Raw genomic sequence first — 14,109 nt, 5'->3', positions numbered from 1 at the left:
ATGTCAAAAAAATGGAAAATCAAGGCCGCTGACTGGTTCTTGCGGCGCTATACGGCAAAGCACGGCCGTTTCCAGCCGCCAGCGACTTTCGACAGCCGTCTCCAGTTCGAGAATATCGTGATTTATTCCACGACGGCACTGGGGGATTTCATGTTCAATACCCCGGTGTTAAGAGCGATGCGCGAACGCTACCCGGCAGCGCATATCACGCTGGTGGTACATGAAAAGAATAGGGAACTGGTTGAAAACGGCCGCTATTACGATCGCGTAGTCTACTGGAATAGCAAAATAAAGACCCTGGGGCCGCTGTTGAAATCGTTGCGTGAGCATCAGCCTGATTTGGCGCTGATCATGCATTCACATCTGCCTTATGACATTATCAGCGCCATTATGGCCGGGGCCAAATATGTCATCCGGGATAACTACAGCTCGGGGATCTGTGGGCTGGAGCCTTGGTTGACCAACTACGTATTCCATTATTACGGCCACTTTATCCGCCGTAAGCTGGAGCTGGTTTCTATTCTGGGTTGCCGCAGCGACGATCCGACCATGGAAATACCGGCCCCTTATACGCCAGGCAGTAAAAACCCTGATTTCTGCACCATTGGCTTCCAGCTAGGTGCATCAACAGAATCACGTTGCTGGCCGGTGGGGCACTTTGCCAAGCTGGCGGATATGCTGGTTGCTCGCTATGACAACATGCGCTTCGTGCTGATCGGCGCGCCGATGGAAGAAGGAAAAGCCCAGCAGTTCCAGCGGCTGATCAATGCCAATACCCAGGCTTGCGTTGACAACCAGATCGGCAAAACCGGGCTGCAAGGAGCGCTGACGCTGATCAGTAGCCTGGATGTGCTGGTGACCGGAGATACCGGGCCGCTTCATCTGGCGGTGGCCCTGAAAACCAAGACCATCAGCCTGTTTGTCACCGCTGACCCGCGCTCAACCGGGCCGATCCAGGATCACCAACTGCACCGTATCATTCATCAGTCACGCACGGGCTACACCATGCCATTGGAAGCGGAAGGCCCGGTGGGTGTCATACAACCGCAGCGGGTTTTTGATGAGATCGTGGCTCACGTACCACTGAACCCTTGAGAAAAAAACGCATCGGTTACCCGGTGCGTTTCTTCAGCCAGCGACGGATTTTAGACAGGCAGCTATCCACGCGCGCGAAGCGCATCTGGCGGACTTTCTTGTGCGGAACGTCGCTGTTGCTACACAGGGCCGCCGTTTGGCGCAGGATCGCCAGGGTTTCCGGCGGGTAGCGATAATAGCCGTAGACCGCCTTCGACATGGCCTTTAACTCCGAGAAAGCGTTGGCGAGCATCAGGGCAGCCAGCTGCCGCAGTGGCTCATCACCGCGATGAGCGTCCACGAAGCGCAGCATCTTCTGCATGGCAAACAGCATATCTTCACTATCTTTCGCCCGGATGTTGCGGGTGATCCCACGGTCATTATCCCGATATAAGTAGAGCGGGTGGTCGAGATGCGCGATGTGGCGGGTTTTGAAATATTGGAACGGCGTGAAGATAACGTCTTCATAGCGGCGGCCGTTTTCGAACGTTTCCCCAGCCAGCAGCGTACGCCGGTAAATCCGGCTCCAGACGTGCCACATTGAGTGTTCAAACAGCGGCTTCAGACTGGCCAGGCCGTGCTGTTCGAAATCGTAGCTACGGTAGCGTATCTCGCTATTGGCGGGCACTGCTGGCGGGTTTCCAGAGAATTTCTGATAGTTGAAATCAATCAGGTCATCTCTGCCTGTGAGTAACAGCGGGCGCAGGATCGCCAGATAGTCGCTGCTCAGCAGGTCATCGCCGTCCAGAAATGCGACGTAGCGTCCACTGACGTGTTGCAAACCGACGTTACGGGCGTGGGCAACGCCGCCGTTTGCCTGAGTAATGAATTTGCTATGCGGGTGCTGTCTTGCCGCCAGGAATTGGCTCACCAGGGCCGCAGACGCATCGCTTGAGCCATCATCGATAATCACCACTTCAATATCATCACCGATCTGATCGTATAACGAGCTCAGGCTGGCGATGACAAAGTCTTCATTGTTGTATACCGGCACAATAAAGCTGAGCAGCAGCGGTGACGAACTCATACCGACGGTTCCTGACGCTTCTTCACCGACAGCACGCTGGCGATGATGGCCAGGCAGAAGACTGCCGTGCCTTCGGTACTGAAGAAGATAACGTCGCTAAGCCCGTAGACAAACAGGCTGAAGGTCACCCCCAGCAACAGCGCATTGCGATACGGCTTAAATGAGGAGATGAATAGGCCGATGTACAGCGCCAGTAACAACAAACTTCCCCAGAGGCCTTTGAGCGAATAGGTTTCCAGCAGTTCGTTATGCAGATGCACGTTGATGTAAGGCGTTACCCCGTACAACCGCGGCTCCTGCGCAACGATGGCGCGGATCTCTTCCCCACGCTGTTCGGCAGATTGTCCCATTGGCGCAAGCGAGCCGGTGCGTATGGCGATGACCTGCATCGTCAGGCGGGAAATAATCGAGTTTTCCACCTCAGGCTGGTCGATCTCTTGTAGGTCGGTTTTGAAATCGGCAACACGCTGCTCGATTTGTGACTTAAAGGCGAAACCGCAGGCCAATAGCAATAAAGGCACCGAGGCGACCAGTTGGATCTTATGCTTGCGGGTCACCAGGTCTTTGGTTGCCAACAGCGACAGGCAGATGGCAACGGGATACACCAGTATGGCCGCCCGCGTCCCTGTTAGGATAAGAGTGGAGAAGGTGAGCAGGAAGCCAACCACGTACAGCGGGATGCGATACTTGGTCCGCAGCATCAGTATCGCCTTCATCATGACCAGGCTGATGGCGGTCATCAGGTAGGCAACGACGGTAGCCCGGTCGAAGTTAAGCTCCACGCGCGAGATATCTAACTGCAGGCCCTGATAAAGCGCATAGCCATTGACGGCCAAACCACAGACCAGAGCTACGACAATGAAGGCACGTTGCATGCAAAGACGCTCGTTCAGTGCGATCAACAAAATAAACGCTGTGGCAATCTGCAGCTTACCGGTCGACATATACGAGCGGTAAATATTGATGTATTCGCCGGGCTGCTTGAAATGGTTCATCCAGAAAATCGTCCCCATGCCTACGCAGAAAAACAGCAGCGGCAGGATCAGGTTTCTTTTGTTTTTCAGGAAGTACCTTAAGTGCAGACAAACGGCAATAAAGGAAATATAGCTGGAGACATAAAACAGGTTACGCCCCGTGTCGAAGCCGAAAGGGATGGTACAAAAGGCAATGGCGCATCCCAGATAGATCAGGTAGCTGAAAATCGGGTGCGGGGCTGTTTCTTTAAACATGGAGTAAGGTTTCCGGCTCACATTACGGTTAAGCAATAAAGGATTGCAGCGTGTCGTCGAATTCTGTTTTGAACAGAGCATAGCTGAAATGTTGAGCGGGGTAGTGCCGGGCATTCTGGCTCATCTGGTGGTAGGTTTCTGCCACCAGCAGTTTCTCTACCGCATCCGCACAATCGATATGCGACAACAGCTTCGGCGTGACCAGGCTGTCGGAGAGGGGATCGTAAACCTCGTGTGGGAAATCGACCTTGATGCCGGTTAACCGCTGGTGCTCTTCAATGGATACCGTCGGCGTCAAGCCAATGCCGCAGTAGCCGTCTTTCACCGCTTCCGGCTGGCCGTCTACCATGGGGAAAATCACCGGTACGCCAAAATAGAGCGACTCCATGCAGGATAAGCCGAAGGGTTCGGTGATCGGCGTGCTCATGTAGATTTGTGTGCGGTTGAAAAAATCTGCCACGTTATCCTGAAAGCCGCTGAAAACCACCCGCTCACCGAGCTGCAGCTTGGCTGCCAGGGCTTCAAACGCTGTCCGATCCGGGCCTTTGCCCGCAATTTCCAGATAAACGTCGTGCCCACGGCGCAGTAGCTCCTGCATCATCAGCAGAGAAACGCTGATGCCTTTCAGGCTCACCAGGCGCGAGGCAGTCCCAATCCTGATCGGCTGTGCCAATGATTTTGGCGTTTCATCGATCCCGGTAGGCGTTTTGATGCGGTTGATCACCACCGGATTCGGGCAAGGCAGATTAAAGCGCAGCTCCATCACCCGTTTTGAGGCATGGGAGGCAGAAATCACGCCGTCCAGCATGGCAAAGAAGCGCAAGGTCTTGTGGTTTTTGGCGTAGCGCCATGAGCAACCATGATCATAATAGACCAGTTTGCCACGCTTGGGCTTGGCCGCCAGCCCTGGGATCAGATCCCACACGATAATGACGTCGGCGTTTGCCCGCTCGATTTTTCTTTGCAGCAGGTATTTGCGCAGAAACTGTGGGCAACGCAGAGAGAGCGAATTGAACAGCCGGTTGGCAAAGGTGACCTGCTGGTTCGGCATCTGTTGGCGGATCTCTTCGCCAACTTCGCTGCTGACGCAAATCACCTCGTTACTGCCGTCGTGGGTATCATTGATATACTGCAGGAACAGGCGCTCAACCCCGCCCATCTTGCCTAAATTGATAATATGCAGCTTTTTCATGCAATAACCTTTTGCAGTTCTGTCCAAACGGCGTCGGCGGTGAGGGTGGCCATGCTTTTTTCCGGCGAAATCAGTGAGTGCTGATTCTGCCCATAACCCCCAATCAGCCCCGGATCGGTCGGGCCGAACAGGGTGATATTCGGGCGATCCAGCGCGGCGGTCAGGTGGCTTAACCCGGTATCGACCGACACCACGGCTTTTGCCCCAGCCAGCACTTCGGCAACCTGTTGCAGACTGAGCTTGGGTAACACTTCAACGTGTTCAAACCCTTCTGCCAGCCGTAAAGCGCGTTGGCGTTCGTGCTCAGCCCCCCAAGGTAGCTTGATATTTATGCCGCTCGGAGCGATCAGCGCGATCAGTTCGCGCCAGTTTTCCTCCGGCCAGTGTTTTTCATCCCGCGTAGTGGCATGCAGGAACACCAGATATTGCCCGGCATCGGCGGGTGGTTGGCTTAGAAAACGAGCGGCAATGGCGTAATCACCCGTGCTCTGCGGCTTTGCATATCCCAGGCTCTTGGCGAACAGCTCGCGAATGCGTTCCACCGCATGCTGCTGCTTGTCGATCTCATGGCGATGATTATAGAACCAGCTGGCAAAAGGCTCGCGGACGCTTTTGCAGTCCAGGCCGTGTTTGCTGCCGTGCGCGATGCGCGTCACCAACGCCGCGCTCTTGATCAGGCCCTGTGCATCGATCACGATGTCATAGTCGCGCTCCTGCACCTGGCGCTTGAAATCGCAGCGCTGTTGGCGTGTTTCACTGCCGAACCAATTTTTACGCCAGCGGCGGATGGCCACTGGGATCACGCGATCCACTGCCGGATGCCAGGTAGGGATCTGGCTGAACCCCTCTTCCACTACCCAATCGAAGCGGATACCGGGGATGGCGTGCATCGCGTCGGTCAAGGCCGGCAGCGTATGGAGCACATCCCCCATCGAAGAGGTCTTTACGATCAGCACCTGCATGATTATTCCTCGCTGGCGGCTAATAACGGCGTCAGCGCGTCTAACACCTGCTGTGGCTGGATGTCGATCAGGCTCTGGTGATAGCCCTGGTCGGCATCGCCTTTGCGTACCTTGTGATAACCACTGATCAGGCGGATCACCTTGGCCTGATGGGACAGCGGCGGCGTGAAGTCCGGGCTGCTTGGCCCGTACAAGGCTATCAGAGGTTTATTCAACGCTGCTGCAACGTGCATCAGGCCGGAATCGTTACTGACCACGGCCCGGCAGGAGGCCAACAGGATCACTGCCTGTTCGAGCTGGGTTTCACCGGCCAGGTTGAAGCAGAAATCGCGAGACTTTTCTGCCAATGCGTCACGGATCTGCTCACCGGCCTCGTGGTCTTTGGCTGAGCCAAACAGGGCGATTTGATAGCCTGCGTCGATCAACATCTGTGCCAGCGTGGCGTAATGGTAATGCGGCCAGCGTTTGGCTGGGCCGAATTCGGCGCCTGGGCAAAAACCGATAATGGGCCGGTGATCGGTGAGATTAAACGCCGACGTGGTTTCGGCAATCTCTTCGTCACTGACCTGCAACTGCGGCCAGAGTATCGGCTGCGGCAGATCTTCGGCGCGCAGTATCCGCTGCTTGTCATAAGCCAGTGCGACATAGCGCTGCACCATCAATGGGAATGCTGCTTTATCCAGTACGCGGAGATCGTTGAGCAGGCCATAGCGCATCTCGCCGCGCCAGCCGGTACGCTGCGGCACGTTGGCAAAGAAGGGCACCAGGGCAGACTTGAATGAGTTGGGCAGCACATAGGCACGGTCATAACCATTGGCGCGTAGCGCATGGCCAAGACGGCGGCGTTCGCCCAATGCCAGGGCACCGTGGCCCAGCGGCATTGCCAATGCCTGGTTGACTTCGGGCATCCGCGCCAGCAGGGGACGGCACCAGGCAGGTGCCATCACATCGATTTCTGCCGACGGGTGCTCGGCCTTCAGGGTGCGGTAGAGACTTTGCGACATCATCATATCGCCAACCCACGAAGGGCCAATGACCAGTATTTTCATACCGTGAGTAACTTCCTTCAGCGCTTAAGCGGGACGATTCAACCAGGCCATGTATTCTTTCACGCCTTCAGCCACGGTTTTGAACGGTGCGTCATAACCGGCAGCGCGCAGCTTGGTTTGATCGGCCTGGGTGTAAGCCTGGTAGCGGCCTTTCAGCTTTTCCGGGAATTCAATGTATTCCACGGCACCGGACTGATGGTATTCCACTACCGCATCGGCCACCGCCTGGAAGGTTTCCGCACGGCCGGTACCGCAGTTGAAGATGCCGGATACGCCGTTCTTCCAGAACCACAGGTTGACCGCCGCCACGTCGCCGACGTAGATAAAGTCACGCTTGAAGTTTTCGCTGCCGGCGAACAGTTTTGGATTTTCGCCACGGTTGATCTGGTTGTTCAGGTGGAACGCGACGCTGGCCATGCTGCCTTTATGGCCTTCACGCGGGCCGTAAACGTTGAAGTAACGGAAGCCACACACCTGCGAATCCGCTTCTGGCAGGATCTCGCGCACGTATTGGTCGAACAGGAATTTGGAGTAACCGTAAACGTTCAGCGGCTGCTCAAACTGACGCTCTTCGATAAAGTTATCGGTGCGGCCGCCGTAGGTGGCAGCGGAAGAGGCATACAGGAACGGGATCTGACGATCCAGGCAGTAGTGCAGGATGTCTTTGGAATACTGATAGTTGTTATCCATCATGTATTTGCCATCCCACTCGGTGGTAGAGGAACAGGCACCCTCATGGAAAATGGCGTCAATGTCACCCAGATCGTCACCGGCCATGATGCTGGCGATAAAGTCTTCTTTATCGACATAGTCAGCGATATCAAGGTCGACCAGGTTAACGAATTTGGTGCCATCTTTCAGGTTATCCACCACCAGGATATCGCGATATCCGTTTTCATTCAGTGCCTTGATGATGTTGCTGCCAATCATGCCAGCGCCGCCAGTGACGATAATCATTGGGTTTACCCCTGTGTTCTTCCCGGTGGTGCACAATGCCCCACCCTATATGCTGCCTATAATAGCATTTCATGCCATTGGGAACATCGGTACGGCTCTTAATATCCCGTGCCGTTACACTATGCGCCGGTTTGCCGTGATATCTGCTGCAATTTTCAGATTCTCTGCGGCGGAATGTCGTCAGTTTGCCGGCAACGCAGTAAAATATGCCGAAAATGCCCCTATCCTGGAGATGACCGAATGTCTGCGTCTTTTTACCAGCAGCTGGAACAGCAGCTTGCTACCACTCGCGCCGAAGGGCTGTTTAAACAAGAGCGCATTATCACTTCTGCCCAACAGGCCGATATCTCGGTGGCTGATGGTCGCCAGGTGATCAACTTCTGCGCCAATAACTATCTCGGGCTGGCTAACCACCCGGCGCTGATCGCGGCGGCAAAGGCCGGGATGGATAGCCATGGCTTCGGCATGGCGTCAGTGCGTTTTATCTGTGGTACACAGGATAGCCATAAGCAACTGGAACAAAAGTTGGCCGATTTCCTGGGAATGGAAGATGCGATCCTCTACTCCTCTTGTTTTGACGCCAATGGTGGCCTGTTTGAAACCCTGCTGGGCCCGGAAGACGCCATTATTTCCGACGCGCTGAACCATGCCTCGATCATCGACGGCGTGCGCCTGTGCAAGGCCAAGCGCTATCGCTATGCCAATAACGACATGAGTGAACTGGCCGAGCAACTGAAGCAGGCCAAGGCGGACGGGGCGCGCCACATCATGATCGCCACCGACGGGGTGTTCTCCATGGACGGCGTGATCGCCAACCTGAAGGGCGTGTGCGATCTGGCGGACCAATACGATGCGCTGGTGATGGTCGATGATTCCCATGCTGTGGGGTTTGTCGGCGCCAACGGGCGTGGGACGCACGAATACTGCGAAGTGATGGACCGCGTCGATATCATCACCGGCACCTTGGGTAAGGCGCTGGGCGGCGCTTCCGGCGGCTATACCGCTGGCAAGAAAGAGGTGGTGGAGTGGCTGCGCCAGCGTTCACGCCCTTATCTGTTCTCCAACTCGCTGGCGCCGGCCATTGTGGCAGCGTCGATTAAGGTGTTGGAATTGCTCGAAGACGGGGACGCCCTGCGCGATCGCCTTTGGGCCAATGCCAGCCTGTTCCGCGAAAAAATGACCGCAGCGGGCTTTACGCTTGCCGGGGCCGATCACGCCATCATCCCGGTGATGTTGGGTGAAGCAAAACTGGCGCAGGATTTCGCCAACGCACTGCTTAAGGAAGGCATCTACGTTACTGGTTTCTTCTATCCGGTGGTGCCAAAAGGTCAGGCACGTATCCGCACCCAGATGTCAGCCGATCACTCACCGGAGCAGATTGAACGTGCTGTTGAGGCGTTTATCCGCATCGGTAAGACGCTTGGCGTTATTGCATAAGGTAATTCGATGAAAGCATTAGCAAAACTGAAAGCGGAAGAAGGTATTTGGATGACCGATGTGCCTCAGCCTGAGCTGGGCCACAACGATGTCATGATTAAGATCCGCAAAACCGCTATCTGCGGTACTGATGTGCATATCTATAACTGGGACGAATGGTCGCAGAAAACCATTCCGGTACCGATGGTCGTGGGCCACGAATATGTGGGTGAAGTGGTCGCCATCGGTCAGGAAGTCAAAGGTTTCAGCATTGGCGATCGCGTTTCTGGCGAAGGGCACATCACCTGTGGCCACTGCCGTAACTGCCGCGGTGGCCGTACGCATCTGTGCCGCAACACCACCGGCGTGGGCGTAAACCGCCCAGGTTCTTTTGCCGAATATCTGGTGATCCCGGCGTTTAACGCCTTCAAAATCCCGGACAATATCTCGGACGAGCTGGCCTCGATCTTTGACCCGTTTGGCAACGCCGTGCATACCGCGCTCTCCTTCGACCTAGTTGGGGAAGACGTGCTGGTATCTGGCGCAGGCCCAATCGGCATTATGGCCGCGGCGGTATGTAAACACGTTGGCGCACGCCACGTGGTGATCACCGACGTGAACGAATATCGCCTGGAGCTGGCGCGCAAGATGGGCGTGACCCGTGCGGTAAACGTCAGCAAAGAAAACCTGACGGACGTGATGGCCGAGTTGGGCATGACCGAAGGGTTTGACGTGGGCCTGGAGATGTCCGGCGCGCCACCGGCGTTCCGTTCGTTGCTCAATGCCATGAACCACGGCGGCCGTATTGCGATGCTGGGGATCCCACCTTCAGATATGTCGATTGACTGGACTCAGGTGATCTTCAAAGGGCTGTTTATCAAAGGGATCTACGGCCGCGAAATGTTCGAAACCTGGTACAAGATGGCGGCACTGATCCAATCCGGTCTGGATCTGACGCCGATCATCACTCACCGTTTCTCGATTGATGAGTTCCAGCAGGGCTTTGACGCCATGCGTTCCGGGCAGTCGGGGAAAGTGGTACTGAGCTGGGATTGATGTGATTGGCTAAGTGGGCGCTGCATACGGCGTCCTGGCTACTTGGTCATTAAATGATAGGCGGAGCGTAAGCCCCGCCTTTTATCTTATGGCTTGGTTGGCTCCGAACCTACCCAGTGCTGCCAATGGCGTTTGATCACCAGCACGACCGGCGACTGCGCCACGCTTTCTGCAATGATGCCCAGCGCATGGCTGGCATTCACGCCTTCCTGCGGCAATTTAACTTTGCACTGCTTGATGCCACCGGTGAACGGATTTTTCGGCTGCGGTTTGTGTGGCTTGGATGGCGGCACATAGCCGCTTCCGCTCTGCTGAGGTTCATTGAGCAGCGAGCTGGGTTTCACCAGCACGATGTCGGAGGGCAGCGTAGCCAGCATCTGTTGCAGCACTTTTACCGTTGCCGGGCGCGGGTGGCCGATAGCGATGGCCGATCCGTTGCGGCGTGCCAGCTCGACGGCACGATTAAACTGGCGGCGGATATCGTCCGGGTTGGCCGTATCGTCAAGGAACACCTTGCGTTTGATCACCTTCACGCCGGTGCCCGCCGCCGCATGCGTGGCCTGGCTGTTGCCGATGGTCATGCTGTCGAGAAAATAGAGATGGTAGCTTTCCAGCGCCTGCATGACCTTTTGCATGCCCGGCAGGCTGGAGGTCATGGCGCTGCCCATATGGTTGTTCATGCCCACCGCAAAAGGCACGTTATTCACCGCATTACGGATGATACGCTGCACTTCTTCACTGCTCATGGAGGGTTGTAAGGTATCGCGCTCCAGCGGCTGTTTGCTGAGGGGAGCCATGGGCATGTGGATCAGCACTTCACGGCCTTGGCTATGGGCTTTGGTGGCCATCAGATGGGCGTGAGGCGCATTGGGCAGCACGGCAACGGAGATCGCCGTCGGCATTTGCAGTACGGCATTTTCTTCATGTGGGCGATAGCCCACGTCATCGATCACGATAGAGAGCTTGCCTGCCTGCGCTGCGCTAACGCACAGCAGCGCACTCAACAACAGGGCAGTACGCGTTTTGCTATAGTACAAATCTATCTTCCCAACCACGGCTGTGGGTTAACGGCCTGACCCTGGCGACGGATTTCGAAATAGAGCGATGGCGTTCCCTGACCACCGCTGGTACCGACCAGGGCGATAGGCTGACCGGCACGCACCTGCGCCCCGACGCTAACCAAAGCGCTCTGGTTATAGCCATACAGGCTCATATCGCCCTTACCGTGTTCGACCACGACCACCAGGCCATAGCCTTGCAGCCAGTCAGCCAGCAGCACGCGGCCATCGGCAATGGCTTTGACTTCGCTGCCTTCGGCTGCGGAAATCACCATGCCTTTCCAGCGTAACTCACCTTGCAGTTGCTCGCCAAAGCGATGTTCGATGCGGCCACGCACTGGCCATACGGCTTGCCCCGCAGGCTTGCCCAAACCGCCGGTTCGCGCCATCAGTGAACGCTCACCTTCGCTCGGTTTATAGCTGGTGCCGGTTTTCTTTGCCTGCTGCTCTTTGACTTTGACCTGCTCACGCACCTTGGCCGCTTCACGCGCTTCGCGTTCGGCTCGGGCGCGGGCTTCACGTTCGGCACGGGCGATCTGATCGCGCAGACGGCTTTCGTTCTGGCGCAGTTCCACCAGCCGCTGTTGATCTTTTTCCAACGAGGCTTCTAACGCGGTCAGGGTTTTTTTACGGGCGATGCGCGCCTGTTCCAGCTTTTGCTGCTGGGTTTGTTGCTCGCCAAGCAAGGATTTCTGCTGACCCTGTTTGGCCACCAGCGAGCTCTTTTGCTCTGCCAATTGCTTGCGGGTCTGCTTGAGTTGTTCAATCGACTGTTGACGTGCTTCGTTCAGATAGCCGAAATAAGCCAGCATGCGCTCACTGCGCTGGGTTTCCTCGCCGCTGAGCACCAATTGCAAGGCGCTGTGTTGCCCCTGGCGGAAGGCGGCATCGAGCTGTTTGGCGAGGATTTCCTGCTGAGTGGACTGCTGTGTTTGTAGCTTGGCGATGGAGGTGTTCAGCCCGGCAATGTCTTTGCCCAGTATGTCGAGCGTACCTTGGGTATCACGCAGCGAACGGCTGGCTTGCGCGATGGTCTTTTCCTGGAGTTTGAGCTGATTTTGCAGCGAACTGCGCTGTTGTTGCTGCTGTTTAACCGCTTTTTCTTTTTCCGCGATGCTCTGCTGAATATCTTTGAGCTGGGATTTGTTATCTTCCGCGGCGTTGCTGGTGAATGGCAACAACAATGCGCCAGCGAAAAACACGCTGGCGCAGAGTGTGGTTAACTTCCGTGGCGCGGAGCGTTCAGGCAGCGGTTGGCTGCCTGAGTTTGCGCTTCGGGTTACCCTTGATAGTGCAAAATTCGCCTTCTCCCTCATGGGGAAGGATTATTCCACGATGAACAGCGGCTTACCAGTCATCTCTTGCGGGATTTCCATTCCCATCAGTGACAGCATGGTTGGAGCGATGTCGGACAGTTTGCCACCTTCCACCGCTTTGGCGGCTTTACCGATGTAGATCAACGGCACTGGCAGGCTGGTATGGGCAGTGTGCGCCTGGCCGGTGGCCGGATCGCGCATTTGCTCGGCGTTACCGTGATCGGCGGTGACCAGCAGTTGGCCGTCAACGGCTTTCACCGCTTCAACTACCTGCGCAATGCAGTTATCCAGGGTTTCTACCGCTTTGACGGCTGCATCATAGACACCGGTGTGGCCAACCATGTCGCCGTTCGGGTAGTTACAGATGATGGCGTCATATTTACCGCTGTGGATGGCTGCCAACAGCTTTTCGGTCAGCTCGGCGGAGCTCATCTCTGGCTGTAAATCGTAGGTGGCCACTTTTGGCGAGTTGATCAGAATACGGTCTTCACCTTTGAACGGTTCTTCGACGCCGCCGTTATAGAAGAAGGTGACGTGGGCGTATTTTTCGGTTTCCGAAATGCGCAGCTGGGTTTTGTCATGCTTCATCAGCCACTCACCGAAGGTGTTGGCCAGCGAGGCAGGTGGATAGGCACAGGCGGTTTTGATGTCGGCGGCGTATTCGGTCAGCATGACAAAATCACCAAACTTGACCACTTTGCTACGTGGGAAGCCGTCGAAATCGGCATTGACGAAGGCGCGGGTGATCTGGCGAGCACGGTCGGCACGGAAGTTCATGAAGATTAACGCGTCGCCGTCGTTCATCTCGGCGCTGGCTTCGCCCGCAGCCTGGATCACGGTTGGTTTAACGAATTCGTCGTTTTCGTCACGGGCATAGGCAGCCTGCAGCGCGGCCACGGCGTTGTCGGCGGTGAATTCGCCTTTGGCCTGGGTCATCAGATCGTAGGCCAGCTGTACGCGGTCCCAACGATTATCACGATCCATCGCATAGTAACGGCCGATCACCGTGGCGATACGCCCGGCACCCAGCGTGGCAAATTCGTCACTGAAACGTTTCAGTGTATTTTCAGCACTGCGCGGCGGAGTGTCGCGGCCATCCAGGAAGGCATGCAGGTAAACCGCTTTGGCACCGCGCTGTGCGGCCAGCTTGATCATCGCCAGGATATGATCTTCATGGCTGTGGACGCCACCAGGGGACATCAGGCCCATGATGTGTACCGCTTTGCCTGCCTTCACGGCCTTGTCGACGGCGCTGGTCAGCGTTGCGTTGGTGAAGAAATCACCGTCTTTAATCTCTTTATCCAGACGGGTCAGGTCCTGATACACGATGCGGCCAGCGCCGAGGTTCACGTGACCGACTTCCGAGTTACCCATCTGGCCATCAGGCAGGCCGACATCCAGACCGGAAGCGGCAATCAGGGTATGCGGCTGTTGTTGCCACAGACGGTCCATGACCGGCGTTTTGGCGTTCAGGATCGCGTTGTCCTGTTGCTCTTCCCGGTGGCCGTAACCGTCCAGGATCACCAGTACCATGGGCTTTTTCTTGCTCGACATTGCAGTAACCTCTTTATGATCGTTTTAAGTTGTGAATAGCCATCAGCCCGTGGGCACTGGAATGATGGCTATTCACCCTCTGGAACCCGATGATACTACATTGTGACCGACTAAAAAGAGCCCAAAGAGATCAAAGATGCGGTGAACAGCCTCGACTTTCTCAACGTCATGACGGTAATTTTCCAGTGTACTCCGCAGTTTCTGCATTCCCGTTTGCTT

12 protein-coding genes are annotated in these 14,109 nt (G+C 56.0%); 3 read left to right on the top strand and 9 right to left on the bottom strand.

Annotated elements, in window-relative coordinates:
* Nucleotides 1-1,095 (top strand): glycosyltransferase family 9 protein, encoded by a 1,095-nt coding sequence (locus tag KGP26_RS27545; protein ID WP_021181851.1) that lies wholly within the window; start codon nucleotides 1-3, stop codon nucleotides 1,093-1,095.
* Between the two features lie 16 nt (nucleotides 1,096-1,111).
* Here the strand turns inward: KGP26_RS27545 and KGP26_RS27540 are convergent, their stop codons facing one another.
* From KGP26_RS27540 to rfaD, 6 genes are read right to left on the bottom strand one after another with little or no spacing between them, the layout of a single operon-like run.
* Nucleotides 1,112-2,101 (bottom strand): glycosyltransferase, encoded by a 990-nt coding sequence (locus tag KGP26_RS27540; protein WP_186486578.1) that lies wholly within the window; start codon nucleotides 2,099-2,101, stop codon nucleotides 1,112-1,114.
* Nucleotides 2,098-3,330: an O-antigen ligase gene (locus KGP26_RS27535; RefSeq protein WP_209529689.1), complete on the bottom strand. Its 1,233-nt coding sequence runs from the start codon at nucleotides 3,328-3,330 to the stop codon at nucleotides 2,098-2,100. Before KGP26_RS27535 ends, KGP26_RS27540 begins: the two co-directional genes overlap by 4 nt.
* A 28-nt stretch (nucleotides 3,331-3,358) precedes the next feature.
* Nucleotides 3,359-4,522, bottom strand: coding sequence for a glycosyltransferase (locus KGP26_RS27530; RefSeq protein ID WP_223664806.1), 1,164 nt, complete (start codon nucleotides 4,520-4,522; stop codon nucleotides 3,359-3,361).
* On the bottom strand, nucleotides 4,519-5,484 hold the full coding sequence (rfaC, locus tag KGP26_RS27525) for a lipopolysaccharide heptosyltransferase RfaC (protein ID WP_021181855.1): 966 nt from the start codon (nucleotides 5,482-5,484) through the stop codon (nucleotides 4,519-4,521). The genes KGP26_RS27530 and rfaC overlap by 4 nt, the downstream gene beginning before the upstream one ends.
* Nucleotides 5,485-5,486: 2 nt before the next feature.
* Nucleotides 5,487-6,533 carry an ADP-heptose--LPS heptosyltransferase RfaF gene (gene rfaF / locus KGP26_RS27520; RefSeq protein WP_223664805.1) on the bottom strand — a complete coding sequence of 349 codons (1,047 nt, stop codon included), beginning with the start codon at nucleotides 6,531-6,533 and terminating at the stop codon, nucleotides 5,487-5,489.
* A 24-nt stretch (nucleotides 6,534-6,557) separates the two neighbouring features.
* Nucleotides 6,558-7,490, bottom strand: a complete 933-nt coding sequence (rfaD, locus tag KGP26_RS27515) for an ADP-glyceromanno-heptose 6-epimerase (protein ID WP_021807264.1) — start codon at nucleotides 7,488-7,490, stop codon at nucleotides 6,558-6,560.
* A 240-nt stretch (nucleotides 7,491-7,730) separates the two neighbouring features.
* Here rfaD and kbl point away from each other — a divergent pair, with 240 nt between their 5' ends.
* Nucleotides 7,731-8,927 (top strand): glycine C-acetyltransferase, encoded by a 1,197-nt coding sequence (kbl, locus tag KGP26_RS27510; protein WP_024482907.1) that lies wholly within the window; start codon nucleotides 7,731-7,733, stop codon nucleotides 8,925-8,927.
* 9 nt (nucleotides 8,928-8,936) lie between these two features.
* Nucleotides 8,937-9,962: an L-threonine 3-dehydrogenase gene (gene tdh / locus KGP26_RS27505; protein ID WP_021181859.1), complete on the top strand. Its 1,026-nt coding sequence runs from the start codon at nucleotides 8,937-8,939 to the stop codon at nucleotides 9,960-9,962.
* Nucleotides 9,963-10,048: 86 nt separating this feature from the next.
* Here the strand turns inward: tdh and KGP26_RS27500 are convergent, their stop codons facing one another.
* From KGP26_RS27500 to gpmM, 3 genes are read right to left on the bottom strand one after another with little or no spacing between them, the layout of a single operon-like run.
* Nucleotides 10,049-10,999, bottom strand: coding sequence for a divergent polysaccharide deacetylase family protein (locus KGP26_RS27500; RefSeq protein ID WP_021807262.1), 951 nt, complete (start codon nucleotides 10,997-10,999; stop codon nucleotides 10,049-10,051).
* Between the two features lie 2 nt (nucleotides 11,000-11,001).
* Entirely contained in the window at nucleotides 11,002-12,336 is a 1,335-nt protein-coding gene (envC, locus tag KGP26_RS27495) for a murein hydrolase activator EnvC (RefSeq protein ID WP_039996198.1), read from the bottom strand.
* Nucleotides 12,337-12,345: 9 nt separating this feature from the next.
* Nucleotides 12,346-13,890, bottom strand: coding sequence for a 2,3-bisphosphoglycerate-independent phosphoglycerate mutase (gpmM, locus tag KGP26_RS27490; RefSeq protein WP_021807260.1), 1,545 nt, complete (start codon nucleotides 13,888-13,890; stop codon nucleotides 12,346-12,348).
* Between the last annotated feature and the right edge of the window lie 219 nt (nucleotides 13,891-14,109).

Source organism: Serratia sp. JSRIV002 (assembly GCF_019968725.1).
Classification (GTDB): domain Bacteria; phylum Pseudomonadota; class Gammaproteobacteria; order Enterobacterales; family Enterobacteriaceae; genus Chania; species Chania fonticola_B.
Note: the sequence above shows the minus strand (reverse complement) of the source record. Positions and strands in the feature narration are given on the sequence as shown.